Genomic DNA, 23,806 nt, shown 5'->3' with positions numbered 1-23,806 from the left:
TTTTTTGTTGTTTTTTCGGTTTTTTGGGGGGGCTTACCCGAGAAGAGGCCCTTACAGGTTTAGCCTATTTCCGCAACGGATCATCCCAGAAGTGCCGCTCGGACTCTTGCTGGATATCCGCCCGGCTCAAGCCCAGGTCATGCAGGGTCGCATCACTCAGGCTGGCCAGTTCCTGGCGCTGGCGGTACAGCTGCAGCCACCGGCCCGGGCGGTCCAGGGCCACATGCCACAGGTGGTTCAAGGAAAAGGCAGGTTGCTGGATGCTGCTGACATGACCTTTCATCGTGAAGCCCTCCGTGTTGATGGCTCCAGTCTCTGCCCAGGCTTAAGATCAATCCAACGAATGTTTCTGATGCCATGCATCTCGGAGATTGATGCAATGTCCCAGTACCAGAGCCTCGATGCCGACGTGCTGCGCACCTTCGTCGCCATCGCCGAACAAGGCGGCTTCACCCGCGCCGGGGAAGTGGTCAACCGCACCCAGTCGGCGGTGAGCATGCAGATGAAACGCCTGGAAGAAGACATCCTGCAGCGCCAGTTGTTCGAGCGCGACGGCCGTCAGGTCCGGCTTACCGCCGAGGGCCAGGTGCTGCTTGGCTATGCCCGGCGCATCCTCAAGCTGCATGGCGAAGTATTCAATACCCTGCGCATGCCGCACATGGTCGGGCTGGTGCGTATCGGCACGCCAGATGACTACGCCATGCGCTTTCTGCCGACCATCCTCTCGAGCTTCGCCCAGGCCTACCCGCTGGTACAGGTAGAGGTGCATTGCGACTCGTCCAAGCAACTGATGCTGCGCCAGGACCTGGACCTGACCATCGTCACCCGCGAGCCGGGCAACGAAGTTGGCCAACTGCTGCGCCAGGAGCGCCTGGTATGGGCGGCGGCTGAAGGTTTCTGCCCGCAGGAACAGCGGCCGATGCCGCTGGCGTTGTTCAACACCGACTGCTTCTGTCGCGCCTGGACCTGCAACGCCCTGGAGGCCCAGGGCATCGACTACCGCATCGCCTACACCAGCCCCAGCCTGGCGGCGATCTTTGCCATCGTCACCGCAGGGTTGGCGGTGACGGCGCAATTGCAGAGCCTGGTCGGTGGCAACATCCGCATTCTCGGCGAGAACGATGGGTTGCCGCAGTTACCACTGGCCAATGTGATGCTGCTGCGCAATACCCAGACACAGTCGCCGATCACCGACTGCATGGCTGATTACATCGTCGAAGGGTTCATGTGACCAGGGGGCGCTTCGCACCCCTTTCGCGACACAAGGCCGCTCCCACAGGAGAAAGCAATCTCCTGTGGGAGCGGCCTTGTGTCGCGAAAGGGCCGCAAAGCGGCCCCAGCGATCTCACAGTTCAAACCCCAACATTACTGCACACACCACCAGGAACACACAGAACATCGCCCGCAATACTTTCTCTGGCAGCGCATGGGCCAGCTTCACCCCCCAGCTGATGCTCAGCAGCCCACCGACCGCCAATGGAATACCCACGCTCCAGTCCACGCTGTGGTGCACCCCATAGGTCACCAGGGTCACCAGGGTACTCGGCGCCGCCAAGGCCAGCGACAACCCCTGCGCCACCACCTGGGTGGTGCCGAACACGCTGGTCAGGATCGGCGTGGCCACCACCGCCCCACCCACGCCGAACAGTCCGCCCATGGTCCCGGCAAAACTGCCCAGCACGCCCAGCCAGGGCCAGGCATAACGTAGCTCGGCACTGGGCTGCGAAACCTTGAGGAACATCCGCGCCACGTTCCAGATTGCCAGCGCGACCAGGAAGCCGACGAAGCCCAGGCGCATCGCGTGGGCGTCGATCCCCACCGCCCAGATCGACCCCAGCCAGGCGAACAGGAAGCTGCACAGTGACAGCGGCACGGCATGGCGCAGCTCGATGCGATTGCGCTGGTGATAGCGCCACAGCGCCAACAACACGTTTGGCACCACCATCACCAAGGCGGTGCCTTGGGCCAACTGCTGATCGAGACCGAACAGCACGCCCAAAGCCGGAATGGCGATCAGGCCGCCGCCAATGCCGAACAACCCGCCCATGGTGCCCAGGCCGGCACCCAGCACGATATACAACAACCACTCGATCATCAGGGCCTCATCCGCCTGTGTTTGGAATGCCAGCATGCTAACGATTGCGCCCTAGCGGGGAAACGCACAGCAGCGCACAATGGCTTTGCGCTTTTTGCATAAGCAGAGTGACCATGAGCCCCGATATCCTGACTGAACAGTTGAGCCTGTTTCTCGATGTACTGGAGAGCGGTAGCTTTTCCGCTGCCGCCCGTCGCCACCCGCTGACCCCTTCCGCCGTGGCCCGGCGCATCGACAACCTGGAAAGCGCCGTGGGCAGCCGCCTGTTCACCCGCAGCACCCATGCCGTACGCGCCACGCCGGCGGGTAATGCCTTCGCCGAGCGCGCCCGGCGCATTATCGAGGAACTGCGCCTGGCCCGCGCCGAGGCGGTATCGCTGAGCAATGCCCCTGAGGGCCTGATCCGCATCGACGCCCCGGCCGCCTTCGGCCGCCGTCACCTGGCGCCGGCAATCGCCGACTTCCTGGTGGCCTATCCGGGCCTGGATGTGCAATTGCGCCTGATCGACAGTTTCGTCGACCTGCATGGCAGCCATCTGGGCGAGGTCGACCTGGTACTGCGCGCCGGCCCCCTGGCCGACACCCGCCTGGTCGCCACCAAGCTGGCGCACATGGTGCGCATCGCCTGCGCCAGCCCTGCCTACCTGGCCAGCCGCGGCATGCCCAGCTGCCCCAGCGAATTGCCCAGCCACGACGGCCTTGACTGGGACGGCCTGGCACCACCGTTCGCCTGGCGCTTCGCGGTCGACGGGCAAATGCGCCTGTACCGCCCGGCGCGCATGCGCATGGCTGCCAACAACGCCGAGACCCTGCTGTTCGGCGCTCTCGCCGGCCTCGGCATCGCCCACTTGCCGACCTGGCTGATCAGCGACTACCTGCTGCGCGGCGAATTGCTGCCGCTGTTCTGCGACAACGGCCTGCCCGAAGCCGAAACCAGTGGCATTTATGCGCTGCGCCTTGAACATGAAACGAACTCTCGCAGCCGTTTGCTGCTCGAATTTCTCAAGAGCCGCTTCAGCCCGGTTCCACCCTGGGACCTGGCGCTGCGCAGTGAACTGCGCTGGCAATAAGCGCCCCAACATTCAGCGTGCTAGATTTCTCCATTGATGACATTCAAGGACCTGCATGAACGCCAACACTCAAGCTTCCTGTGACGAGCTGCTGCTGGACAACCAGGTCTGCTTTGCCCTGCACTCCACCTCGTTGCTGATGACCAAGGTCTACAAGCCCCTGCTGCAAGCGCTGGGCCTGACCTACCCGCAGTACCTGGCCATGCTCGTGCTATGGGAGCAGGACGGCCTGACCGTCGGTGAAATCAGCCAGCACCTGCTGACCGACCCTGGCTCGCTCACCCCCCTGCTCAAGCGCCTGGAAAGCGAAGGCCTGCTGCAGCGCAACCGCAGCCGCGAGGATGAGCGGGTGGTACTGGTACAGCTGACCGACAAGGGCCGCGCCTTGCAGCAGCAGGCCCGGGAAGTGCCGCAATGCATCCTCAAGGCCAGCGGCCGCAGCCTCGAACGCCTGCAACAGCTGCAGGCCGACCTGCTGGAGCTGCGCGACAGCCTGCAAAAAAACCTCTGACGGCTACGCTGTGTGATGCCCGTTCTGATGAGCGGTGAAGATTTATCTTGCGCGCTAACTAATTGCGCGCTAATTTAAATCCCGTACCCACATGACGCCACCTGATCACCAGGGGCGCACAGCACACTAGCGAGGCTCAAGATGCAAAAGGTCACTCCGCTGTACATCGCAGAAGCCACCTCCACCGGCGGTCGCGACGGCAAATCCCGCTCCAGCGACGGCAAGCTGGAAGTCAAGCTGAGCACCCCCAAGGAACTCGGCGGCGCCGGTGGTGACGGCACCAACCCTGAGCAGATGTTCGCCGCCGGCTACTCGGCCTGCTTCATCGGCGCCCTGAAGTTCGTGGCCGGACAGGAAAAGAAAGCCCTGCCTGCAGATGCCTCGATCACCGCCAATGTCGGTATCGGCCAGATCCCTGGTGGTTTCGGCCTGGACATCGACCTGCACATCAACCTGCCGGGCCTGGCCCAGGCCGATGCCGAAGGGCTGGTGGAAAAGGCCCACAAGGTGTGCCCTTACTCCAACGCCACCCGCGGCAATGTGGATGTGCGCCTGCACGTGACCGTGTAGATCACAGGCATAAAAAAACCCGGCCAAGGCCGGGTTTTTTGCGTTTCGCAAGAAGGTTTACTTCTTGGAGCGGCCTTTGAAGCTGTTGTCGCGAGTGTCGATGTCGATCCACTCGTCGATCTGGATGAAGTCGGCAACCGAGATCTCGGTACCGTTCTTCAGCTTGGCAGGCTTCATGACCTTGCCCGAGGTGTCGCCGCGAGCAGCGTTCTCGGTGTAGACAACCTGACGGCTGATGGTGGTCGGCAGTTCAACCGATACCAGACGGCCTTCGAAGAACACGGCTTCGCAGACGTCTTCCATGCCTTCTTCGATGTACGGCAGAACGGCTTCGATGTCCTCGGCGTTCAGCTCGTACATGGTGTAGTCGGTGGTGTCCATGAAGGTGTATTCGTCACCGTTGATGAACGACAGGGTCGCTTCTTTGCGATCCAGGATCACGTCGTCCAGCTTGTCGTCTGCACCGTAGACGGTTTCGGTCTTGTAGCCGGTCAGCAGGTTTTTCAGCTTGGTCTTCATGATCGCGCTGTTGCGACCCGACTTGGTGAACTCGGCTTTCTGAACCAGCCACGGGTCGTTGTCGATCCGCAGTACGGTACCGGGTTTCAGTTCTTTACCAGTTTTCATTACGAAGTATCCGAATCTGGATGGATTTATAAAAATCGAGGCCGCATATCATAGCCAATTTCGGTAAAACTGTACCAGCGCCTTGGCAAGGTCCGGCCGAGCGGCCTGACTCACGGCCCAGTCAGCGGCGTGCTGCTGCAGTTCCGTCCAATGTTTGCGGGCGCCTTGCCAGGCCGCGTGCATGTCGCGATCCATGTTCCAGGCACGCCACAATGCCATCAGCGCCTCGCTGGCGGCGTCCGACAAGCCCTGTCGATAATGCGCGAGGAAGGCTTCGAGTTTTTCCCAGTGGGCATTTTCGTCCTGCACATAAATGTGCCACAGCATCGGCCGGCCCGCCCACTGGGCGCGCACGAACGAATCTTCCCCGCGCACCGCGTTGAAATCGCAGCTCCACAGCAGGCGGTCATAATCGTCCTGGCTGACGAACGGCAGGACCTGCACGGTCAACGTGCCGCGCTGGTGCACATCGCCGGGCAGCAACGGCTGCTCACCCAGCCAGGCGCCCAGTTCGCCGAGGATGCGCCCTTGCGGGACCAGCAGGTGAACCGGCTCGGCATCTTCGGCCAGCGCATCGAGCCAACCGCCCAGCCGGCCGTTTTCGTAGGCGAACAGCGACATCAGCAGTGCACCGGGCTGCACCTGTACGCCCAGGCCCTGGAGGAATGCCAAACGCGCTTCGGCCGACTGCTCGAAGGCCTGCCGGCGCGGCAGCAGGCTGGCCTCGCGCAACAGCCCACCGGTGTTGTCGGTGAAGCCCGGGAAGAAGAACACCTTGCGCAGGCCATTGGGTTGTGGCGATGGCAAGCCATGGCAGCCTTCGACCCAATCCTCGGCGCTGAGGTACTCGAGGTTCAGCCACAGCACCGGCGCCGTGCGCGCGCGCATCGCTTCGACGTAAGCTGGGGGCAACTGGCAGGCAAACGCACCTATCACCACGTCGGCAGGCTCTGCGCGCTGCCAGTCGGCAGGCCACAGGCGCACGTCGACGCCTTGCTGCCATTGCTGCGCGGCATTGGCATCGGCACCGGGGCACAGCGGCACGAAGGCATTCAGGTCATCCACCCACAGGCGCACCGCCAGGCCGTGCTCGGCCACCAGCTGCCGGGCCAGGCGCCAGGTCACGCCGATATCGCCATAGTTGTCGACGACGCTGCAGAAAATGTCCCAGGTGGTTTTCATGTGCCCTGCCTCGCCCTGCGCAAAAACCACGAATTCTGCGGATATATTGTCGCCGACAAAAGCTCCGCACGGAAAAAAGCCCGGCGCCATGCGACAATGACGCCTTCGCCCGCCCTGCCAGGAGGCCGCCATGCCCCGCCACCGTGAACTGAAGATCACCCTCGAACCGTTACAACTGATTTTCTGCGTGGCCTTTGGTCTGTGGCTCGGCGCCGTGGCGATCGCCCTGAGCCTGTGGCTGGCCCTGCAGCTGTGGCCAGACCAGGTGCAACCCGTGGCCCAGGCAGTGGCACCGGCCTATAGCCAGCCGGCACCAACGACTGCACCCGCTCAGCCGGTGGACGCGCAAAGCGAGATGTTCGAGCGCTACAAGGACCTCCTGCACAAGCAGGAAGTGCAGCAGGCGGCCGAGGCCGCCCAAGGCAACCCGCGCAACCTCAACAGCCCCAAGTGCCAGTTCTGGCTTGCGCAAAACCGCACCGCGCCTACCGAAAAGAGCCAGGCCAACGTACTGGAGTTCTGCTACTGACCATGGACAAGGCCACCCTGCTCACGCGCATCGTCGCGGCCCTGGAAACCGACATGGAGGTATTGCGCCGCGCGGCCCAGACCGCCTACGAGGCGGCTACTGCCGAAGAGAACATCGCCGAGAACAAGTACGACACCTTGGGGCTGGAGGCGTCGTACCTGGCCACCGGGCAGGCGCGGCGAACGGCCGAGATCCGCCAGGCACTGCTGACTTACCAGCAATTGCTGCTGCGCGATTATGAACCGGCGCGCGGGGTACAGGTGAGCAACCTGGTGACGCTGGAAGATGAAGATGGCGGGCGGAGGTTGCTGTTTCTCGGGCCTGAGGCGGCCGGATTGAAAATCGGCGAGGGGGATGAGCTGGTGACTGTGATCACCCCGCGTTCGCCATTGGGACAGCAACTAGTGGCCAAGAAGATTGATGACGAGGTGAAGCTTGGGACCCAGCTTTTCTACATCATCCATGTTGCCTGACAGCGCCCTTTCGCGGGGCAAACTCGCTCCCACAGGTTCTCCGCAATTCTGGACATTATGCGTTACCTGTATGAGCGGGCTTGCCCCGCGAAGTGTCCGGCACAGGCGACACACCTCCTAGGCCAAAGCATCAAAACGAGCCGCCAACCCACGCTCGGCAAACTGCTCCACCACAAAGTCGATGAACGCCCGGGTCTTGCCCGGCAACAGCTTGTGCTCGGCGTAATACAAGCTGATATGCCCATCATCCACATACCAGTCCGGCAACACCCGCTGCAGCTGCCCGGCCTCCAGGTAAGGCACGGCAAACGGCAAGCTGACCAGGGCAACCCCCAAACCCTGCTGCGCTACCGCACACGCCGCATCCGAATCGCTCATGGTCATCGCCTGACGCAACTGCAACGGCTGCTGTTCCTGCCAACGGCTGGTCAAGGGCCAGGAGCGTACCCGCCCGGTTTGTGGGGAACGGATCAGAATCCCGTCGTGGCGCTGCAGCACCTCAGGGCTGTCGATAGCGGAATGCCGCTTCAAGTACGCAGGCGCCGCCACCAGCACCCGATGCGCGGGGGTCAGCTTGCGCGCCACGACGCCCAGCGGCAGCTCGAAACCGCCGCCAATGGCCGCATCGAAGCCTTGGCCGATCAGGTCGACCTGGCGGTTGTCGAAATGCCAGTCCGGGGTGATCGCCGGGTAGCGGCGCAGAAATTCACCCAGCAGCGGCAGCACGTAGAGGCGGCCGAACACGGTGCCCATGCTCACCCGTAGCAGCCCAGCCGGTTGGCCTTCAGCACTGGCCAGGTTGGCCACGGCGTACTGGATGGTGCGAAAGCTGTCGCTCACCTCGCCGAGAAAACGCTGCCCCGCTTCGGTCAAGGTGAGCTTGCGCGTACTACGCTGGAACAGCCGCACCCCGAGGCGCGCTTCCAGCTGGGCAACGTGCTTGCCCACTGCCGCCGGGGTGATGCTCAGGCGCCGGGCCGCCTCGGCGAAACTGCCCACCTCGGCGCTTCGGATGAAGCACTCGAGGGCGTTGAAAGACTCCATGGCCATGATTGCCAACCAAAGGTTTACTCTGCTGATAGTGATTGCCATCTTATCAGCAGGTAATCATCGGTCGATACTGCGTCCATCCAAGGCATCCGGCCTTGCTTCCAGCAGGAGATCAGCATGTCCAAGCAACTTACCCTCGAAGGCAAAGTCGCCTTCGTCCAAGGCGGTTCACGCGGTATCGGCGCGGCCATCGTTCGGCGCCTGGCCCGCGAAGGTGCACAGGTGGCCTTCACCTACATCAGCTCTGCCGGCCCCGCCGAAGCGCTGGCCGAAGAGGTCAAGGCCGCTGGCGGCCAGGCCCTGGCCCTGCGCGCCGACAGCGCCGACGCTGCCGCGTTGCAACTGGCGATAGACGACGCCGTGAAGGCGTTCGGCCGCCTCGATATCCTGGTCAACAACGCCGGCGTGCTGGCGGTTGCGCCGCTGGCCGAGTTCGACCTGGCGGACTTCGACCGCACCCTCGCAGTCAACGTGCGCAGCGTGTTCGTCGCCAGCCAGGCCGCTGCCCGCTACATGGGCCAGGGTGGGCGCATCATCAACATCGGCAGCACCAATGCCGAACGCATGCCGTTTGCCGGTGGCGCCCCGTATGCCATGAGCAAGTCAGCACTGGTCGGCTTGACCAAGGGCATGGCCCGTGACCTGGGGCCGCAGGGGATTACCGTGAACAACGTGCAGCCGGGGCCGGTGGATACCGACATGAACCCGGCCAGTGGCGAGTTTGCCGAAAGCCTGATTCCATTGATGGCCATCGGGCGGTACGGGCAGGCGGATGAAATTGCCAGCTTCGTGGCCTACCTCGCGGGGCCTGAGGCGGGTTACATCACCGGGGCCAGCTTGTTGGCCGATGGTGGGTTTGCCGCCTGACATCAGCCTGTACCGGCCCTTTCGCGGGGCAAGCCCGCTCCCACAGGTTCTCCGCAATTCTGGACATTATGCGGTACCTGTGGGAGCGGGCTTGCCCCGCGAAGAGGCCGGCACAGAGCAACCCCTGACGCCCAGGCTCTGCTCCAAGACCTCCAGAAACGCCCGCGCTGCCGGCGTCGGGCTCTGCGCCCACACGGCATACAGATGCCGCACCGGCGCATCCACCAGCCGCGCTACGGCCACTCCCTGAAACCCCTGGGCCACGCGCTCCGGCACCAAGCCGACCGCCATGCCCCGCTGCACGAACTTTTCCACCAGGCGAATATGCCCGATCTCGAACTGCACCCGCCTTGCCAGCCCCGCCGCCTGAAACGCCTCGTCCGTCTGGCGCCGCGCGCCGGTACCCTCAGGAAAGTCCACCAGCACCTGATCAGCCAGGTCTGCCAAAGCCAGCTGCGCCCTGCCCGCCTGCACATGGCCTGGCGGCAACACGGCCACCAGCTCTTCCCGTGCCAGCAAACGATGCTGCACGCCTTGCAGCACCTCGCCCTGCCACAAGCCGATGAAACCGACATCCAGCCGCCGCTCGCAGACATCGGCAATCAACAGTTCGCTTTTTGCGGTGAGCCAACGCACGTCCACATCCGGAAAACGGCCATGAAACACTGCCAGCACATCGACCAGGTCCAGCGCTGTCAGCGAACTGATTTCGCCAATCGACAACCGCCCACGGACCTGGCCGCACGCCGCCGCCACGTCATCGGCAATGCGCCTGGCGGCCTCCACGGCAGGCCGGGCACTGAGCACGAACGCCTCACCGGCAGGCGTCAGTCGTACCCGCCGCGAACTACGCTCGAACAGGCTGACCCCCAGCTGCGCCTCCAACCTTGCCACCTGGTGGCTGAGGGCCGACTGCACCACATGGCAACGCTCGGCGGCACGGGTGAAACTGCACGTATCGGCCACGGCCAGGGCATATTCAAGCTGCTTCAGGTTCATCGATCTATCTGCTTTCAAGATGGATAAGCTGAAAACTATACATTGGCGTCATTCAAGACACTTCCAGATACTTATTGCCACTTACTGCCCGCGACGAGATTGCCCATGAAATCCCCCTCCCTGAGCCGCGCCCTGATCCTGCTGATGGCCACCGCCACCGGCCTGGCCGTGGCCAGCAATTACTACGCGCAACCGCTGCTGCACAGCATCGCCCAACAGTTCGGCCTGAGTACCGCCAGCGCCGGCAGCATCGTCATCGCCGCGCAACTGAGCTATGGCGCCGGCCTGCTGCTGCTGGCGCCGCTGGGCGACCTGTTCGAACAGCGCCGGCTGATCGTGGTGATGACGGCCATCTCTACCCTGGGCCTGGTCATCAGCGCCTGTGCCCCGAGCCTTCCCTGGTTGCTGCTTGGCACCGCGCTCACCGGCCTGTTCTCGGTGGTGGCGCAGATCCTCGTGCCGATGGCCGCCACCCTGAGCGAGCCGCATCAGCGCGGTCGCGCCGTGGGCACCTTGATGAGCGGGCTGCTGCTGGGCATCCTGCTGGCGCGTACTGCGGCCGGTTTCATGGCCGAACTGGGCGGCTGGCGCAGCATCTATGTGCTGGCCGCCGTGCTGATGGCACTCGCTGCACTGGCGCTGTACCGCAACCTGCCCGAACACAACAGCCACGCCGGCCTGAAGTACCCGGCGCTGATCGGCTCGGTGTTCCGCCTGTTCATCGAAGAGCCGGTGCTGCGCCTGCGCTCGCTGCTCGGGCTCCTGGCGTTCAGCCTGTTCGCACTGTTCTGGACACCACTGGCGTTCCTGCTGGCACGCGAGCCCTACCACTACTCCGACGCGGCCATCGGCCTGTTCGGCCTGGCCGGTGCAGCCGGTGCACTGGCGGCCAACTGGGCCGGGCGCCTGGCCGACCGCGGCAAAGGCTCGCTGGGCACCACGGTTGGCCTGGTGGCGCTGCTGTTGTCGTGGATCCCGCTGGGCTTTGCCGAAAGCTCGCTGCTGGCCTTGCTGGTGGGCGTGCTGGTCCTGGACCTGGCCGTGCAGCTGGTGCACGTGAGCAACCAGAATGCGGTGATTGCCTTGCGACCTGAAGCCCGTACGCGGCTGAATGCCGGTTACATCACCTGTTACTTCATCGGCGGTGCGCTAGGCTCGTTGCTGGGCACGCAGCTGTTCCAGCGGCAAGGGTGGATGGGCATCGTGGTGGCAGGCCTGGTGATCGGCACGCTGGCCCTGGTGGTATGGGGCCTGGCGCAGCGCAAGGCCGCCGCGCAGCTAGCCTGAAGCCATCATTGAACGCGACAACCCACCGCATTACCCTCCGTCGCCTGGCCGTTGACTTGCCTGCCCCGGCGGCGCTCAGTAAGCGCTGGTCAAGGACCTTTCACTGACAGGATGATTCAATGACAAGACTCACGGTGCAATCCGGCGATTTCTTGCAAGGTGAAGGCGAGTTTCGCAATGGATCGCTCACACTCAAGACCCCGCGCAGCCCTTCACCCGGCGAGCGAATTTCTCTGGCCCGTATCGCTGACCTGCGCCTGGCCAGCCTGGAGTCCAGTCGCAGCCTGGGTACCGCTCTCGGCTGGGGCGTGGCCGGAGCGCTGGTGGCCGGCCCTGTGGGCCTGCTGGCCGGGCTCTGGCTGGGCGGCAAGGAGGAAGAAGCCACCTTCCTGGCGACCTTCAAGGATGGCCGCAAGCTGATGGCCATTACCGACGGCAAGACTTGGTCGAAGATCGACGACACCTGGCGCCAGCATCGCCGCCCGGCAACTGTCGATTGAGCCCCTGCGGGGTCTGGGCCTGCTAAAATAGCGGCCCTTTTTTCCGCCTGTTGCGGCCGCTTCACGGGGGTTACCCGCGAGGCGGCTTGTGCGCGCTTCACCCAAGGACGCCCCTGCATGCCCCTCCTTCGCCCTCACCTGCCCCTGAGCCTGCTCAGCCTGGGCCTGGCCCTGCACAGCACCCATGGCCTGGCCGAAGACAGCCTGGAATTGGCCCCTGTGCAGGTATCCGACACCTACGGCGATGAGGGCTACCAGGTGCGCGAGGCCTCGGTCGGCGGCTTCCAGCCTGCCCCCTTGCTCGACACCCCGGCCTCGGTCAGCGTGTTCAGCCAGCAACTGCTGGAAGACCGCCTGGTCCGCCTGCTCAGCGAAGTGCTGCAGAGCGACGCATCGGTAGGCGAAAGCTATGCCCCGATCGGTTACTACGAGAACTTCAACGTGCGCGGCTTCGAGCTCAACGCGGCCAGCAGCTATCGCATCAATGGCCAGACTATCGCCGGCGAGCAGAACGTGGCAGTGGAGAACATGCAGCAGGTCGAGTTGCTCAAGGGCCTGTCCGGCCTGCAAAGCGGCGTGTCGGAGCCCGGCGGGCTGATCAACTACGTGACCAAGCGTGCCGCCGACGTGCGCAGCGTGACGGTTTCGACGAACGGCGAAGGCGAACGCTACCTGGCCACCGACCTCGGCGGCTGGTTCGGCAGTGAGCGGCAGTTTGGCCTGCGCGCCAACCTTGCCCACGAGGACATCCGGTCCTACGTCGACCATGCCGACGGCAAACGCGACTTCGCCTCTCTGGCCTTCGACTGGCAGATCAACCCCGATGCCACCTTGCAGCTCGACGCCGAGTACCAGCACCGCGAACAGCGGTCAGTACCGGGGTATCAGCTGCTGGGCGGCAGCGAACTGCCCCACGGTATCGACCCGAGCGACCGCCTGGCCTACCAGCACTGGGCAAAGCCTGTGCAGAACGATTCGCTGAACCTGGGCGGGCGCTTCGAGTACCGCTTCAACGAGGCCTGGACCGGCACCCTGAGTGCATCGCGCAGCAAGGTGGTGATCGACGACTACAGTGCGTTCGCGTGGGGCAGCGAGGGTGGCTGGCAGTCGCATTTCAGCCCCGAAGGCGACTACGACATCTATGACTTTCGCAGCCCCGACGATACCCGCCGCACCGATGAAGCCCAGGCCATGCTCAATGGCCATTTCGACGCGTTGGGTGCGCAGCACGACCTGACCGTGGGCAGCAGCGCCCAACGCCGCACGCTCGACCAGCGCCCCTATTACAACGAGCTGGTCGGCAGCGGCAACATCTATACCGGCGCACCGGCCGTGGCGCCGTCGGACAAGCCGGTCGGTGCCAGCGAAAAGCGCCTGGACAGCCGCCAGTACGGCCTGTTCGTCAGCGATCGCATCACTTTCAACGAGCAATGGCAGACCGTACTGGGTGCCCGCGAAGTGCGCCTGGACGAGAAAACCTGGGACGAGAACGGCGTGGCCGGGCGGCATACTCGGCAATACCAACTGCTGCCCAATGCCGCGTTGATCTACAAACCACGCCCCGATACCACGCTGTATGCCAGCTACGCCAAGGGGTTGTCCGCGGGCGGCACAGCCCCCTGGTACGCCAGCAACGCGGCCGAAATTCTTGCCCCTACCCTCTCCCACCAGTTGGAGCTAGGTATCAAGCGTGACTGGCAAGGCATGAGCTTCAGCGCCGCGCTGTTCCAGATCCGCCAGGCGTATCAGTACGCACGCCCGGAAGGCGACGGCAGCTTCACCTATGTTCAGCAGGGCCAGCAGAAGAACATCGGCCTGGAACTGGGCGCCAGCGGCTGGGCAACCTCCAATCTGCAGCTTCACGCCAGCGCCGCGGCGATTCGCGCCCGGGTACAGGACAGCGGCACCGATGCCTACGAGGGCCATCAGGCGATCAACGTGCCGCGGCTGCGTGCCGCACTGCAGGCCGAGTACAGCCTGCCAGTGCCTGGCCTGGCCTTGCTCGGCGGCGCGCGCTACAGCGCCAGCAAGTATGCGAGCCAGGCTGGTAACGTTGAGGTGGGTGGGTACACTGTGTTCGACATCGGTAGCCGCTACCGCACGCAGTTCGGTGGGTATGACACCGTGCTGCGGCTGACGGTGGATAACGTCTTCGACAAGCGCTACTGGCGCGATGTGGGGGATTACCTGGGCGACAACTACCTGTTCCAAGGGGCACCGCGGACGGCACGGCTGTCGGCCTCAGTGAACTTTTGAGTCTCTGGAGCGAGTGACGGCCTTGTAGGAGCGGCCTTGTGTCGCGAAAGGGCTGCGAAGCAGCCCCAGGGTTTCAGCGCAGACGCACAAATTGCTGGGGCTGCTTCGCAGCCCTTTCGCGACACTAGGCCGCTCCTACAAGGCCGCAGAATGCAAAAAGCCCCCGAACTTTTCAGCTCGGGGGCTTTCGCAGAATGTGGCGGTGAAGAAGGGATTTGAACCCTTGATACGATTTCTCGTATACACACTTTCCAGGCGTGCTCCTTCGACCACTCGGACACTTCACCGTTTTCTCTTCAAGGCTTTCACCCCGTCGAGGCGCGCTAATTTAGTAGAAGAGCTTTTCTTTGGCAAGCATTTTTTTCAAATTTTTCATGCATTTAAGCCAACCCACTGAAAAACCGAGGTTGCCAGGGCATTGCTGCCAATCTCGCCAGCGCTTTTACCCGCAGCAAACGCGCTGCCCTCGCCACGCAAGGCATCGCGCCCCGACGCTGACTGGCCGGTCAGCCTTGCTGCTTTACCTGGCCCGCCGCGCTGGGTAACGTCGTCGCCACGTCACCCTAAGGATTGCGCCATGAGCGAGCTGATTACCTACCACGCCGAAGACGGCATCGCCACCCTGACCCTGAACAACGGCAAGGTCAACGCCATCTCGCCGGACGTCATCGCGGCCTTCAATGCCGCCCTCGACCGCGCTACGCAGGAGCGTGCCGTGGTGATCATCACCGGCCAGCCGGGCATCCTCTCCGGGGGTTACGACCTCAAGGTGATGACCTCCGGCCCCAAAGAAGCCGTTGCCCTGGTCACCGCCGGCTCCACCTTGGCCCGCCGCCTGCTGTCGCACCCGTTCCCGGTGATCGTCGCCTGCCCCGGCCACGCCGTGGCCAAGGGTGCCTTCCTGCTGTTGTCGGCGGATTACCGCATCGGCGTCGAAGGCCCGTACAAGATCGGCCTGAATGAAGTGCAGATCGGCATGACCATGCACCACGCCGGCATCGAGCTGGCCCGCGACCGCCTGCGCCGCTCGGCCTTCCACCGCTCGGTGATCAATGCCGAGATGTTCGAGCCTAGGGATGCACTGGATGCCGGCTTCCTCGACAAAGTGGTGCCGGCCGAGCAGCTGCTTGAAGTCGCCCAGGGCGTTGCCCGCGAGCTGAAGAAGCTGAACATGCTGGCGCACAAGAACACCAAGCTGAAAGTGCGCAAGGAGCTGCTGGACACCCTGGACGAGGCGATTCTGCTCGATCAGGGCCACATGGGCTGATCGCAACGGCTCACACCAAGGTTTGCCCCGGCCAGTGCACAGCCGTACACTGCGCCGCGACTGTCTGGTGTGAGCCGTACCATGCTTTATTCCCTTCGCATGCTCCTGCTGGGGCTGCACTTCTTGCTGGCGGGCGCCCTCGGCCTGCTGATCGGCCTGCTACGCCCCTTCAACCGCGACAACAGCCGCCTCTTCGCCCGCCTCTACAGCGTGCCGGCCATCTGGCTGATGCGCATCAAGGTCAAGGCCGAAGTCGGCCCGCTGTGGGACCAGCCGCCTGGCTGCGTGATCGTGGCCAATCACCAGTCCAACTACGACCTGTTCATCCTTGGCCGTGTCGTGCCGCAACGCACGGTCGCCATCGGCAAGAAGAGCCTCGGCTGGATTCCGCTGTTCGGCCAGCTGTTCTGGCTGGGTGGCAACGTGCTGATCGACCGCAAGAACGCCTACCAGGCGCGCAAGGCCATGCAGACCACCACGCGCATCCTGCGCGACGACACTTCGATATGGATCTTCCCGGAAGGCACGCGCAACCCCGAAGAACAGCTGCTGGCGTTCAAGAAAGGTGCGTTTCACATGGCCGTGGAGGCCGGCGTGCCGATCGTGCCAGTGTGCGTCAGCCGTTATGCCCGGCGCCTGAGCCTGAACAGCTGGCGGCGGCGAACCGTGATCGTCCGTTCACTGCCACCGATTGCCACCAGCGGCCTCAGCCAGCAGGATGTGCCGGCATTGATCGAACAGTGCCGTACCCAGATGCAGCAATGTATCGACCTTATGGAAAGTGAACTGAAAAAGACCTAGTTTGCTTCATCGCGAGCAAGCTCGCTCCTACAGTTGCTCTACGGCCAACTACAGCCCAAGCTGTAACCCGTGTGCAACCGAACAAGTAGATAACCATGGGTCGAGTCGTGGCATCGGCGGTGTACGCCGCCGGCAGAAAGGTCACCAACATCAATATCGACGAAGGCAGCGAGTGGGCGCGCAAGCCGGGGCACTTCGTGTGGATCGGCCTGGAAGAGCCCAATGCCGAGGAGCTGGCCAACCTGCAGTGCCAGTTCAACCTGCACGAACTGGCCATCGAGGATGCGCTGGAAAAGCACAGCCGGCCCAAGCTGGAAACCTTCGGCGACGCGCTGTTCATCGTCACCTACTCGCCGGTACGCCACGAAGGCAAGTTGGAGTTCATCGAAACCCACATCTTCGCCGGTAACGGCTACATCATCACCTGCCGCAACGGCCACTCGAAATCCTACGCCCTGGTGCGCCAGCGCTGCGAAGCGCGCCCGCTGCTGCTCGAACATGGTGAAGACTTCGTGCTGTATGCCCTGCTCGACTTCGTTACAGAGAACTACCAGCCGGTCAGCGAGGCCATTCATGGCGAGATCGAGGAGCTGGAACAGAGTGTGCTGAGCACCACACTGCAGGAGGAGGATATCCAGCGCCTGCATAGCCTGCGCCGCGACATCCTGCGCCTGCGCCGCTACGTGGCGCCGATGGTGGAAGTCAGCGAGGAACTGCAGCGCCTGAGCTTCCCGTTCATCGACAAAAACATGCGCCCGTACTTCCGTGACGTGCAGATCCACGTGACGCGGCAGATGGAGGACCTGGCCGGAATTCGCGACATCGCCAGCCAGACCATCGAGATCGGCATGCTGCTGGAATCGTCGCGGCAGAGCATTGTGCAGCGCAAGTTTGCGGCGTGGGCGGCGATATTGGCCTTCCCCACGGCGATTGCCGGGGTTTACGGCATGAACTTCCAGAACATGCCGGAGTTGAGCTGGCACTATGGTTATTTCGGGGTGCTTGGGCTGATCGGGGTTGGGTGTACGGCGTTGTACGCCAGCTTCAAGAAATCTGGCTGGCTTTAGAATGCCGGGGGCGCTTTGCGCCCCTTTCGCGACACAAGGCCGCTCCTACAGGAGATCGCGTAACCCTGTAGGAGCGGCCTTGTGTCGCGAAAGGGCTGCAAAGCAGCCCCAAGCTTGATCATGCAGCGCTGTCGCTGGCCTTGGCCGGCTGCTGGATGAAGCGCATCATCCACTCGCCCACCAGGTCACCCTGGTGCTCGGTAGCCAAACTGGCAATGGCCTTGTGGTACACCTCGTCCCCCAGGTACTCCTGACGTGCATCGAGCAGCGCTCGGGAATAGTCATGGACGAACTCCGGGTGCCCCTGGAAGCACAGCACCTGGTCACGGATGTGGTACGCCGCATTCGGGCAGAAATCGCTGGAGGCGATCACCGTGGCGCCTTCCGGCAGCTCGGTGACCTGGTCCTGATGGCTGATCAGCAAGGTCAGTTCGGACACTTCCGGGTCCATCCATGGCGCATGCGCCGCCAGCGAGTAGCGGTGAACGCCCACGCCCCAGCCCTTGTCGGCGCGCTCGGCCTTGCCGCCCAGGGTCAGCGCCAGCAGTTGATGACCGAAACACACACCTAGCAGCTTCTCGCCACGCTCGTAAAGCTTGAGCAGATAGGCCTTGAGTGTCTGGATCCAGGGATCGCTACCGAACGAATCAGCCTTGCTGCCCGTCACCAGGTACGCATCGAAGCGTTCGCCGTCGGGCGGGTAGTCACCGTTCATCACGTTGTACACACGAAACTCGGCTGCGATCGGCTGACGCGAGAAGAGCTGCTCGAACATCCTTCCGTAGCCCTGGTACTGCGCGGTCAACTCCGGTCGCAGGACATCGGTTTCAAGGATGCAGATGCGTAACGACATAGGGATAGTCCTGAACGACATGGGTGGGAATCTGTTGTAGAGACTGACGCGAAAGCCACGTACAAGCAAGTAGGCTGCACTGACGAACGGTCACATTTTGTCGGGGAACATCAACTGCATACGCGGCTGTCTAGGCAGAGCTACCCAGCGCTATGGCCACTGGCCTCATAGCCAGTCGAAATCAGGTAGCCACCCTTTTAGAACAAAGGGTTCTCAATAGTGGTTAACGCTCGCCCCGCGGGTGGTTTATATCCACATACATGAAGCAAGCAGACCCGACAAGGAAGCCAACGGGTATTCAGGAATAACAACAAAAAGGCGGTCCGCCATGTTCAGACAATCGAAACTTCGCCAAGCCGGGCTCATTCTCTTCGCCACGACGTTGCTGCTGATTCTTCCCAATCTCACGCGGTTGTTCGGCTGAAAGCGCCAGTGCCACGCTTGGGTTAACCTGCGACTTTCCGGTCGGAGATTGCCCATGCGCCACTGCATTGCCCTGCTAGCCCTGTTGTTGAGTCTGCCGCTGTCGGCGGCGCAGTTGCACCTGGAGCTGGGTGACAGTGCCCGGCAGTGGTCCAGCGAGGAACTGCTCAAGCACCCTCAGGCACGCGACATCGAGATCGATCAGGACGTTTCCTACAAGCGGCCCATGCATTATCGCGCTGTGCCCCTGGCAACGCTGCTGCAAGGGGTAAATTCCGATGACCATCTGCAGGCGGTAGCACTGGACGGCTTTGCCGCAGAAATGCCAGCCGGGCCCTTGCTGCAGGAAGGCCCGGCCCGTGCCTGGCTGGCCGTCGAGGACCCGGCCAGGCCTTGGCCAGCGCTGGGCGATGGCAAGCCGAGCGCCGGGCCATTCTACCTGGTGTGGAGCAACCCGCAGGCGAGCGGCATCCGCCCCGAGCAATGGCCCTTCCAGGTCGCCACGATTCGCCAGCTGGCGCCGGTCGAACAGCGTTTTCCGGCGCTGCTGCCCGACCCCGGGCTGCCGGCCAATGACTCGGTGCGCCAGGGCTTTGCCCTGTTCCAGCAGAACTGCCTGGCCTGCCATCGGCTCAATGGTGCAGGGGACGCGCAGTTCGGGCCGGACCTGAACGTTCCGCACAACCCGACCGAGTACTTCCGGCCTGAGTACCTGCGCAAGTACATTCGCGACCCGCAGAGTTTGCGGCAATGGCCGCAGGCGCGGATGCCAGGGTTTGCCGAGAATGTGTTGAGTGAGCAGGAGCTGGATGCGCTATTGGCTTATCTGGGGCATATGGCTGGGCGCAGGCCCTGAAATCGGGGAGTCTTCTTCGCGGGTACGCCCGCGAAGAAGGCAACTCATTCCTGTCAGGCAATCGGCCTTTCCTGCTTGACGCCCCACCCTTCGACTTCGCCGCCATAGGGTGAAACAACCTGCTCGAAGGCTTCCTCAAAATCACCAATCCCGCCGTAAGTGGCGTACATGACCTTGCTCAGTTCCAGGTGCCACGCGCCATCGTCCAGTTCACGCACCTGAGCATTCAACGATTCGCCACGAAACTGCCCGGCTGCACGTCGCGCGCCGGCTTCATCTGGAAAGACCGCGTAGAACTCGATGGGGTGGATGCGGGTGAAGTCGAAACCGCCAGCTTTCATCTGGCGCAGGACATTGCTGCTGATATCGTCGTTCAGGCTGCTCATGAATCGTCCTCCCGAATAAAGCAATGGATAGACTTTCCGTGCACTACGCACCTGCCGGCACTGCCGACAGATCGAGCTGATGCAAGACGCGAGTTGAATGAGTGCAGGCCCGCAGAAAAGGCCGGCACCTCCCACCAGCGTAGTGCCTGCGCAGGCACCACGCCAACCCGTGATTCAGAGCGCTTCGTGGATGCTGGTGATGATCACGCCGTTCTGCTCCTTGAGCCAGCGTGCCGTGGGGGATGGGGCGCGGTCCTGGAAGTCGTTGAGGTCCAGCTCATCCATGACCGGAAACAGATGCGAACGGATGGCGCGAGCTGCCTCCTCCTCGCTGGGGCACTGTTCACCGTGCAGCAGCAAGGTGGTTGGCTCGCCTTTCTGGTCGGCAAAGATGACTTCCCACTCTTTCATTGAATTGCCCTCTCAATCAAAGAACACCCAGTGTGTGACGCCTGTTAATGCAGACCTTGGGCCTGGGGATTCGTTCCTGCAACAGAAAGGGCCGCAATGCGGCCCTTTCTGTTTGCTACATGATGCTTATTTCTTTGGCGTACCGTGAACAACACCGGCGGTGTTGTCCAGCAAGCTCTTGGTCGCGGTCTGGATGAAGGCCTCGAGCTGCTGCAACATCTGCGGCTGCTCCGGGCTTTCGATCAGCTCGGCCTTGAACTCGCTGCCCAGCTGGTAGCGGTACATGCGCGGGCTCATGTCCTTGGACTCGATCAGCAGGTGGTCGCCCTTGACCAGGCCGACGATCTGCTCGCTGCCCGACGGCTTGATCATGCCGATGCCCGGGTCGCCCTCAGGCAGGTTGAGCAGGTCGCGGCCCCAGCACTGGTGACGGGTCTCGCCACCCAGGCGGCCCATGATGGTCGGCACGATGTCGACCTGGGTACCCACGGTGTGGTTGACCGCACCGAACTTCTCCTGAATGCCCGGCGCGATCAGCAGCAGCGGCACGTTGAAGCGGCCCAGGTCCAGCTCGGTGACCTGCTGCTGGTTGCCGAAGCCGTGGTCGCCGACGATCACGAACAGGGTGTCCTTGAAGTACGGCTCCTTGCGCGCCTTCTCGAAGAACTGGCCCAGCGCCCAGTCGGAGTAGCGCATGGCAGTCAGGTGCTCGTCCAGGCGACCTTGGCCTGTGACCTTCTCGACCGGCAGGTTGCTCGGCAGCGCGTACGGCGTGTGGTTGGACAGGGTTTGCAGCAGCGCGTAGATCGGCTTCTTCTGGTCGTGCTTGGCCAGTTCCTCGTTGCCGCGGTCGAACATGTCCTGGTCGGACACACCCCAGGTCGGGTCGGAGAACACCGGGTTGACGAAGTCGTTACGGCCAATGAACGTGGTCATGCCCTGGTTGCCGAAGAACCCGGACTGGTTGTCCCAGGCGAAATCGCCGTTGTAGACGTAGACATCATCGTAGTCACGGGCACTGAGCAGCGCCGGCAGGCCCGACAGCTTGTGGCCACCCTCAGGGGTCTGCATCAGGTATTCGAAGCCTGGCAGGTTGGGGAAGCAGGCCATGGTGGCGAACATGCCCTGGTGGGTATGGGTGCCGTTGGAGAAGAAGCGGTCGAACAGCAGGCCTTCTTTGGCCAGCTTGTCGAAGTACGGGGTGATGTTGTTCGGGCTGCCCAGGGCGCCTACCGAGTGACCGGCGAAGCTTTCCATGAGGATCACCACGACGTTCTTGATCGGCAGAGTGCGGTCGGCCGGCGGCACGAAATCGCGGCGTATGGCGGCCTCGTCGGCGTCGACCAGGGTGTCGTTGGCGGTCAGCAGCTGTTTGCGCACGGTCTCGGTGGCCAGCTCCTGCTTCAGCACCGGCTTCCAGATATTGGCGCGGTCTTCGCCGAAGCGGCTCTTGGCAGCGTCGATCAGAGTCAGGGTGCCGTTCAGGCCCAGCTGGTTGACGAAGTTGGAGTCGGTGGTGAAAGCATCACCCCAACGCATCGGCGGCCCCTGGCGCAGGGTGCCACGGGCGGCGACCACGGCCACCAGCAGGATCACCATGAACACCGCCAGGCGGTTGTACCAAGGCGCTACGCGCTGCTGGCCGGTACCCCGGGTCAGGCGGTCGATGCCCTTGAACAGCAGGCTCAGCAGCCAAGTGCCAAAAGCCCAGGCCAGCAGGTAGCGAACCACCGGGAAGCCGTACCAGAGCATGCTCAGCACGGTCTTCGGGTCTTCTTTGATGTACTGGAAGACCAGGCCGTTGAGGCGCTGGTGGAACTCGCGGTAGAAGTCCATCTCCATCAGGCCGAGGAACATCACCACGCTCGAGGCGAGGGTCAGCCAGAAGCGGAACAGCCCGCGCCGGGCCATGAGCCAGGGGCTCAACATTGCCAGCAGCAGCGGTATGCTCAGGTACACCACCACCCGCAGGTCGAAGCGCAATCCGTTGAAGAAGCCTTCGGCGACAGTCGAGTAAGGGGTGTCGCCGATCATGTCGCTGTTGTAGACCAGCAGCGCCAGGCGTACCAGGCTGAGCATCAACATGATCACCAGGCCGCTGAGCAGCGTATAGGCCAGGTGCGATTTCAAGGTCGGCGTGAACGCTCGCGCGCCCTGTTGCCTCAAGGCATCCGTGTTAGCCATGAATGGGAAGGTCCTAGGATTGCGGTTTGCGGAGGTGGCGTTGGGGCTGGCCCAACGCAAGCATTATGCGGGAGCGGATTCTGTTTAATCCAATGTGAAAATTTTGTCACGTTACTATTGCTGATTTTGTCTGGGACGCGGCTTTCATATCCGCACATTGCCCCGCGGCCCGGCAATCGCCCAGATCACCAGGCCGATCACCGGCAACAGGGCAATCAGCAGAATCCACAACACTTTGATCCCCACTTCGCTGCTGCTCTTGATCACATTGAGGATTGCCCAGATGTCCAGGGCGAGGATGATCAGGCCGACCAGGCCATTGAAAGTAGAGCCCATTGCCGCGTTCTCCTTGAAAGGCTGTTGCTGAGCATAGTCCCCTATCAAGGCTATAGAAGGGAATCCTTGGCGAGCCACGCTTGTCACTGCATAAACTGCAAGCATCAATGGAGACGAGGTTCACATGCCCCCAGCCCCCACTCAAAGTGCCACCCCGCCCTCTTTGCTGAGCGCCTGGCGCCAACAGGTGCACAGCACCCCATGGCTCAGCGCGGGCCTTGGCATGAGCTTGCTGGCGGTGATCGTGCTGCTGGCGGCCAGCTTCTGGAACGCCATCAACGGCGACCATGCCGACAACCTGCACCTGGCCGCGCTCGGCGGGCTTTCTGGTTTTGCCGCCACCGCCCTGGGTGCGGTGCTGGCGGTGGTGCTGCGCGATGTCAGCACGCGCAGCCAGGATGTGATGCTCGGCTTTGCCGCCGGCATGATGCTGGCGGCCAGTTCGTTCTCGCTGATCCTGCCGGGCCTTGATGCCGCCCGGGCGATCACCGGCAATGGCCCGGCGGCGGCATTCACCGTGGTGCTGGGCATGGGCCTGGGTGTGCTGCTGATGCTCGGCCTCGACCGTTTCACCCCGCACGAGCATGAAAGCACCGGCCCCTGCGGCCCGGAGGCCGAACGGCTGAGCCGGGTGTGGCTGTTCGTGCTGGCGATCACCCTGCACAACCTGCCCGAAGGCATGGCGATCGGGGTGAGCTTCGCCAATGGCGACATGAACATCGGCCTGCCGCTGACCAGCGCCATCGCCATCCAGGACATCCCTGAAGGCCTGGCCGTGGCCCTGGCCTTGCGGACGACCGGGCTGTCGAACCTGAAAGCTGCGCTGGTGGCGATTGGATCGGGGCTGATGGAACCCCTGGGCGCGGTGATCGGCCTGGGCATTTCCACCGGGTTTGCCCTGGCCTACCCGATCAGCATGGGGCTAGCGGCGGGGGCGATGATCTTCGTGGTGTCCCACGAGGTGATTCCCGAAACCCACCGTAACGGGCACCAGACGGCGGCGACCCTGGGGTTGATGGGTGGGTTTGCAGTGATGATGTTTCTGGATACCGCGTTGGGCTAAGCGAGATCAGCACCTCCCTGTAGGAGCGGCCTCGTGTCGCGAAAGGGCTGCGGAGCAGCCCCGACAATCTGATGTGTCACAACGATTGCTGGGGCCGCTTTGCGGCCCTTTCGCGACACAAGGCCGCTCCTACAGGTTGATCA

26 protein-coding genes and 1 tRNA gene are annotated in these 23,806 nt (G+C 63.0%); 15 read left to right on the top strand and 12 right to left on the bottom strand.

What is annotated here, in order from left to right:
• Window positions 1-64: 64 nt before the first annotated feature.
• Window positions 65-283, bottom strand: a complete 219-nt coding sequence (locus ACLEJU_RS14635) for a DUF1127 domain-containing protein (RefSeq protein WP_435425689.1) — start codon at window positions 281-283, stop codon at window positions 65-67.
• 96 nt (window positions 284-379) lie between these two features.
• On the opposite strand from ACLEJU_RS14635, the gene ACLEJU_RS14630 reads away from it, so the two are divergent.
• Window positions 380-1,231 (top strand): LysR substrate-binding domain-containing protein, encoded by an 852-nt coding sequence (locus ACLEJU_RS14630; RefSeq protein ID WP_435425690.1) that lies wholly within the window; start codon window positions 380-382, stop codon window positions 1,229-1,231.
• Between the two features lie 114 nt (window positions 1,232-1,345).
• Here the strand turns inward: ACLEJU_RS14630 and ACLEJU_RS14625 are convergent, their stop codons facing one another.
• Window positions 1,346-2,095, bottom strand: coding sequence for a sulfite exporter TauE/SafE family protein (locus ACLEJU_RS14625; protein ID WP_435425590.1), 750 nt, complete (start codon window positions 2,093-2,095; stop codon window positions 1,346-1,348).
• Window positions 2,096-2,208: 113 nt separating this feature from the next.
• Here ACLEJU_RS14625 and ACLEJU_RS14620 point away from each other — a divergent pair, with 113 nt between their 5' ends.
• The 3 genes from ACLEJU_RS14620 to ACLEJU_RS14610 all read left to right on the top strand — a co-directional run bounded on the left by ACLEJU_RS14620 (window position 2,209) and on the right by ACLEJU_RS14610 (window position 4,246).
• Complete coding sequence (locus ACLEJU_RS14620; protein WP_435425584.1) at window positions 2,209-3,165, top strand: LysR family transcriptional regulator; 957 nt, start codon at window positions 2,209-2,211, stop codon at window positions 3,163-3,165.
• A 55-nt stretch (window positions 3,166-3,220) separates the two neighbouring features.
• Entirely contained in the window at window positions 3,221-3,676 is a 456-nt protein-coding gene (locus ACLEJU_RS14615) for a MarR family winged helix-turn-helix transcriptional regulator (RefSeq protein ID WP_027919493.1), read from the top strand.
• A 141-nt stretch (window positions 3,677-3,817) separates the two neighbouring features.
• Window positions 3,818-4,246, top strand: a complete 429-nt coding sequence (locus ACLEJU_RS14610; protein ID WP_027596038.1) for an organic hydroperoxide resistance protein — start codon at window positions 3,818-3,820, stop codon at window positions 4,244-4,246.
• A gap of 57 nt (window positions 4,247-4,303) precedes the next feature.
• Here ACLEJU_RS14610 and efp read toward each other — a convergent pair whose 3' ends face one another.
• Window positions 4,304-4,873, bottom strand: coding sequence for an elongation factor P (gene efp / locus ACLEJU_RS14605; RefSeq protein WP_013971530.1), 570 nt, complete (start codon window positions 4,871-4,873; stop codon window positions 4,304-4,306).
• 48 nt (window positions 4,874-4,921) lie between these two features.
• Window positions 4,922-6,055: an elongation factor P maturation arginine rhamnosyltransferase EarP gene (earP, locus tag ACLEJU_RS14600; RefSeq protein ID WP_435425585.1), complete on the bottom strand. Its 1,134-nt coding sequence runs from the start codon at window positions 6,053-6,055 to the stop codon at window positions 4,922-4,924.
• A 130-nt stretch (window positions 6,056-6,185) separates the two neighbouring features.
• Here earP and ACLEJU_RS14595 point away from each other — a divergent pair, with 130 nt between their 5' ends.
• On the top strand, window positions 6,186-6,584 hold the full coding sequence (locus ACLEJU_RS14595; RefSeq protein ID WP_435425586.1) for a hypothetical protein: 399 nt from the start codon (window positions 6,186-6,188) through the stop codon (window positions 6,582-6,584).
• A 2-nt stretch (window positions 6,585-6,586) separates the two neighbouring features.
• The gene (locus ACLEJU_RS14590; protein WP_435425587.1) at window positions 6,587-7,057 is read left to right on the top strand and encodes a GreA/GreB family elongation factor; all 471 of its coding nucleotides are present in this window, start codon (window positions 6,587-6,589) and stop codon (window positions 7,055-7,057) included.
• 117 nt (window positions 7,058-7,174) lie between these two features.
• Here the strand turns inward: ACLEJU_RS14590 and ACLEJU_RS14585 are convergent, their stop codons facing one another.
• The gene (locus ACLEJU_RS14585) at window positions 7,175-8,107 is read right to left on the bottom strand and encodes a LysR family transcriptional regulator (protein ID WP_435425588.1); all 933 of its coding nucleotides are present in this window, start codon (window positions 8,105-8,107) and stop codon (window positions 7,175-7,177) included.
• Window positions 8,108-8,224: 117 nt separating this feature from the next.
• On the opposite strand from ACLEJU_RS14585, the gene ACLEJU_RS14580 reads away from it, so the two are divergent.
• A complete protein-coding gene (locus tag ACLEJU_RS14580; RefSeq protein ID WP_435425589.1) occupies window positions 8,225-8,974 on the top strand; it encodes a 3-oxoacyl-ACP reductase family protein in 750 nt (249 codons plus the stop codon).
• 66 nt (window positions 8,975-9,040) lie between these two features.
• Here the strand turns inward: ACLEJU_RS14580 and ACLEJU_RS14575 are convergent, their stop codons facing one another.
• Window positions 9,041-9,973: a LysR family transcriptional regulator gene (locus tag ACLEJU_RS14575; RefSeq protein WP_435425639.1), complete on the bottom strand. Its 933-nt coding sequence runs from the start codon at window positions 9,971-9,973 to the stop codon at window positions 9,041-9,043.
• A gap of 105 nt (window positions 9,974-10,078) precedes the next feature.
• On the opposite strand from ACLEJU_RS14575, the gene ACLEJU_RS14570 reads away from it, so the two are divergent.
• The 3 genes from ACLEJU_RS14570 to ACLEJU_RS14560 all read left to right on the top strand — a co-directional run bounded on the left by ACLEJU_RS14570 (window position 10,079) and on the right by ACLEJU_RS14560 (window position 14,016).
• Complete coding sequence (locus tag ACLEJU_RS14570; RefSeq protein WP_435425640.1) at window positions 10,079-11,260, top strand: MFS transporter; 1,182 nt, start codon at window positions 10,079-10,081, stop codon at window positions 11,258-11,260.
• A gap of 119 nt (window positions 11,261-11,379) precedes the next feature.
• Window positions 11,380-11,760 carry a hypothetical protein gene (locus ACLEJU_RS14565; protein WP_435425641.1) on the top strand — a complete coding sequence of 127 codons (381 nt, stop codon included), beginning with the start codon at window positions 11,380-11,382 and terminating at the stop codon, window positions 11,758-11,760.
• A gap of 117 nt (window positions 11,761-11,877) precedes the next feature.
• Window positions 11,878-14,016: a TonB-dependent siderophore receptor gene (locus ACLEJU_RS14560; protein WP_435425642.1), complete on the top strand. Its 2,139-nt coding sequence runs from the start codon at window positions 11,878-11,880 to the stop codon at window positions 14,014-14,016.
• 197 nt (window positions 14,017-14,213) lie between these two features.
• On the opposite strand, the gene ACLEJU_RS14555 is transcribed toward ACLEJU_RS14560, so the two are convergent.
• Window positions 14,214-14,303 (bottom strand) — tRNA-Ser (locus ACLEJU_RS14555).
• A 290-nt stretch (window positions 14,304-14,593) separates the two neighbouring features.
• On the opposite strand from ACLEJU_RS14555, the gene ACLEJU_RS14550 reads away from it, so the two are divergent.
• From ACLEJU_RS14550 to ACLEJU_RS14540, 3 genes are all read left to right on the top strand, one after another.
• Window positions 14,594-15,283: a crotonase/enoyl-CoA hydratase family protein gene (locus ACLEJU_RS14550; protein WP_435425669.1), complete on the top strand. Its 690-nt coding sequence runs from the start codon at window positions 14,594-14,596 to the stop codon at window positions 15,281-15,283.
• A gap of 81 nt (window positions 15,284-15,364) precedes the next feature.
• A complete protein-coding gene (locus ACLEJU_RS14545) occupies window positions 15,365-16,084 on the top strand; it encodes a lysophospholipid acyltransferase family protein (RefSeq protein ID WP_435425668.1) in 720 nt (239 codons plus the stop codon).
• Window positions 16,085-16,179: 95 nt separating this feature from the next.
• Window positions 16,180-17,151 carry a magnesium and cobalt transport protein CorA gene (locus ACLEJU_RS14540; protein ID WP_435425667.1) on the top strand — a complete coding sequence of 324 codons (972 nt, stop codon included), beginning with the start codon at window positions 16,180-16,182 and terminating at the stop codon, window positions 17,149-17,151.
• Window positions 17,152-17,269: 118 nt separating this feature from the next.
• Here the strand turns inward: ACLEJU_RS14540 and ACLEJU_RS14535 are convergent, their stop codons facing one another.
• Window positions 17,270-18,004 carry an amidotransferase gene (locus ACLEJU_RS14535; RefSeq protein ID WP_027919507.1) on the bottom strand — a complete coding sequence of 245 codons (735 nt, stop codon included), beginning with the start codon at window positions 18,002-18,004 and terminating at the stop codon, window positions 17,270-17,272.
• A gap of 478 nt (window positions 18,005-18,482) precedes the next feature.
• Here ACLEJU_RS14535 and ACLEJU_RS14530 point away from each other — a divergent pair, with 478 nt between their 5' ends.
• Window positions 18,483-19,283, top strand: a complete 801-nt coding sequence (locus ACLEJU_RS14530; protein WP_435425221.1) for a c-type cytochrome — start codon at window positions 18,483-18,485, stop codon at window positions 19,281-19,283.
• Between the two features lie 53 nt (window positions 19,284-19,336).
• Here ACLEJU_RS14530 and ACLEJU_RS14525 read toward each other — a convergent pair whose 3' ends face one another.
• The 4 genes from ACLEJU_RS14525 to ACLEJU_RS14510 form a co-directional block, all read right to left on the bottom strand.
• The gene (locus tag ACLEJU_RS14525) at window positions 19,337-19,669 is read right to left on the bottom strand and encodes a ribonuclease E inhibitor RraB (RefSeq protein WP_110639695.1); all 333 of its coding nucleotides are present in this window, start codon (window positions 19,667-19,669) and stop codon (window positions 19,337-19,339) included.
• A gap of 174 nt (window positions 19,670-19,843) precedes the next feature.
• Window positions 19,844-20,080 carry a hypothetical protein gene (locus ACLEJU_RS14520; RefSeq protein ID WP_103449660.1) on the bottom strand — a complete coding sequence of 79 codons (237 nt, stop codon included), beginning with the start codon at window positions 20,078-20,080 and terminating at the stop codon, window positions 19,844-19,846.
• A gap of 126 nt (window positions 20,081-20,206) precedes the next feature.
• Complete coding sequence (locus tag ACLEJU_RS14515) at window positions 20,207-22,264, bottom strand: LTA synthase family protein (protein WP_435425220.1); 2,058 nt, start codon at window positions 22,262-22,264, stop codon at window positions 20,207-20,209.
• A gap of 144 nt (window positions 22,265-22,408) precedes the next feature.
• Entirely contained in the window at window positions 22,409-22,600 is a 192-nt protein-coding gene (locus ACLEJU_RS14510; RefSeq protein ID WP_110639697.1) for a PLDc N-terminal domain-containing protein, read from the bottom strand.
• A 124-nt stretch (window positions 22,601-22,724) separates the two neighbouring features.
• On the opposite strand from ACLEJU_RS14510, the gene ACLEJU_RS14505 reads away from it, so the two are divergent.
• Complete coding sequence (locus ACLEJU_RS14505; RefSeq protein ID WP_435425219.1) at window positions 22,725-23,663, top strand: ZIP family metal transporter; 939 nt, start codon at window positions 22,725-22,727, stop codon at window positions 23,661-23,663.
• Window positions 23,664-23,806: the final 143 nt, after the last annotated feature.

The sequence above is a fragment of the Pseudomonas sp. SMN11 genome (genome assembly GCF_052041945.1).
In the GTDB taxonomy this organism is placed as follows: Bacteria; Pseudomonadota; Gammaproteobacteria; order Pseudomonadales; family Pseudomonadaceae; genus Aquipseudomonas.
The sequence above is the reverse complement of the archived record's forward strand: the minus strand, read 5'-3'. Positions and strand labels throughout refer to the sequence as shown.

What these genes read in the sequence shown, in the direction of transcription:
- ACLEJU_RS14635 (WP_435425689.1), bottom strand. Translation starts at nt 283, where the DNA reads ATGAAAGGTCATGTCAGCAGCATCCAGCAACCTGCCTTTTCCTTGAAC.
- ACLEJU_RS14630 (WP_435425690.1), top strand. Translation starts at nt 380, where the DNA reads ATGTCCCAGTACCAGAGCCTCGATGCCGACGTGCTGCGCACCTTCGTC.
- ACLEJU_RS14625 (WP_435425590.1), bottom strand. Translation starts at nt 2,095, where the DNA reads ATGATCGAGTGGTTGTTGTATATCGTGCTGGGTGCCGGCCTGGGCACC.
- ACLEJU_RS14620 (WP_435425584.1), top strand. Translation starts at nt 2,209, where the DNA reads ATGAGCCCCGATATCCTGACTGAACAGTTGAGCCTGTTTCTCGATGTA.
- ACLEJU_RS14615 (WP_027919493.1), top strand. Translation starts at nt 3,221, where the DNA reads ATGAACGCCAACACTCAAGCTTCCTGTGACGAGCTGCTGCTGGACAAC.
- ACLEJU_RS14610 (WP_027596038.1), top strand. Translation starts at nt 3,818, where the DNA reads ATGCAAAAGGTCACTCCGCTGTACATCGCAGAAGCCACCTCCACCGGC.
- efp (WP_013971530.1), bottom strand. Translation starts at nt 4,873, where the DNA reads ATGAAAACTGGTAAAGAACTGAAACCCGGTACCGTACTGCGGATCGAC.
- earP (WP_435425585.1), bottom strand. Translation starts at nt 6,055, where the DNA reads ATGAAAACCACCTGGGACATTTTCTGCAGCGTCGTCGACAACTATGGC.
- ACLEJU_RS14595 (WP_435425586.1), top strand. Translation starts at nt 6,186, where the DNA reads ATGCCCCGCCACCGTGAACTGAAGATCACCCTCGAACCGTTACAACTG.
- ACLEJU_RS14590 (WP_435425587.1), top strand. Translation starts at nt 6,587, where the DNA reads ATGGACAAGGCCACCCTGCTCACGCGCATCGTCGCGGCCCTGGAAACC.
- ACLEJU_RS14585 (WP_435425588.1), bottom strand. Translation starts at nt 8,107, where the DNA reads ATGGCCATGGAGTCTTTCAACGCCCTCGAGTGCTTCATCCGAAGCGCC.
- ACLEJU_RS14580 (WP_435425589.1), top strand. Translation starts at nt 8,225, where the DNA reads ATGTCCAAGCAACTTACCCTCGAAGGCAAAGTCGCCTTCGTCCAAGGC.
- ACLEJU_RS14575 (WP_435425639.1), bottom strand. Translation starts at nt 9,973, where the DNA reads ATGAACCTGAAGCAGCTTGAATATGCCCTGGCCGTGGCCGATACGTGC.
- ACLEJU_RS14570 (WP_435425640.1), top strand. Translation starts at nt 10,079, where the DNA reads ATGAAATCCCCCTCCCTGAGCCGCGCCCTGATCCTGCTGATGGCCACC.
- ACLEJU_RS14565 (WP_435425641.1), top strand. Translation starts at nt 11,380, where the DNA reads ATGACAAGACTCACGGTGCAATCCGGCGATTTCTTGCAAGGTGAAGGC.
- ACLEJU_RS14560 (WP_435425642.1), top strand. Translation starts at nt 11,878, where the DNA reads ATGCCCCTCCTTCGCCCTCACCTGCCCCTGAGCCTGCTCAGCCTGGGC.
- ACLEJU_RS14550 (WP_435425669.1), top strand. Translation starts at nt 14,594, where the DNA reads ATGAGCGAGCTGATTACCTACCACGCCGAAGACGGCATCGCCACCCTG.
- ACLEJU_RS14545 (WP_435425668.1), top strand. Translation starts at nt 15,365, where the DNA reads ATGCTTTATTCCCTTCGCATGCTCCTGCTGGGGCTGCACTTCTTGCTG.
- ACLEJU_RS14540 (WP_435425667.1), top strand. Translation starts at nt 16,180, where the DNA reads ATGGGTCGAGTCGTGGCATCGGCGGTGTACGCCGCCGGCAGAAAGGTC.
- ACLEJU_RS14535 (WP_027919507.1), bottom strand. Translation starts at nt 18,004, where the DNA reads ATGTCGTTACGCATCTGCATCCTTGAAACCGATGTCCTGCGACCGGAG.
- ACLEJU_RS14530 (WP_435425221.1), top strand. Translation starts at nt 18,483, where the DNA reads ATGCGCCACTGCATTGCCCTGCTAGCCCTGTTGTTGAGTCTGCCGCTG.
- ACLEJU_RS14525 (WP_110639695.1), bottom strand. Translation starts at nt 19,669, where the DNA reads ATGAGCAGCCTGAACGACGATATCAGCAGCAATGTCCTGCGCCAGATG.
- ACLEJU_RS14520 (WP_103449660.1), bottom strand. Translation starts at nt 20,080, where the DNA reads ATGAAAGAGTGGGAAGTCATCTTTGCCGACCAGAAAGGCGAGCCAACC.
- ACLEJU_RS14515 (WP_435425220.1), bottom strand. Translation starts at nt 22,264, where the DNA reads ATGGCTAACACGGATGCCTTGAGGCAACAGGGCGCGCGAGCGTTCACG.
- ACLEJU_RS14510 (WP_110639697.1), bottom strand. Translation starts at nt 22,600, where the DNA reads ATGGGCTCTACTTTCAATGGCCTGGTCGGCCTGATCATCCTCGCCCTG.
- ACLEJU_RS14505 (WP_435425219.1), top strand. Translation starts at nt 22,725, where the DNA reads ATGCCCCCAGCCCCCACTCAAAGTGCCACCCCGCCCTCTTTGCTGAGC.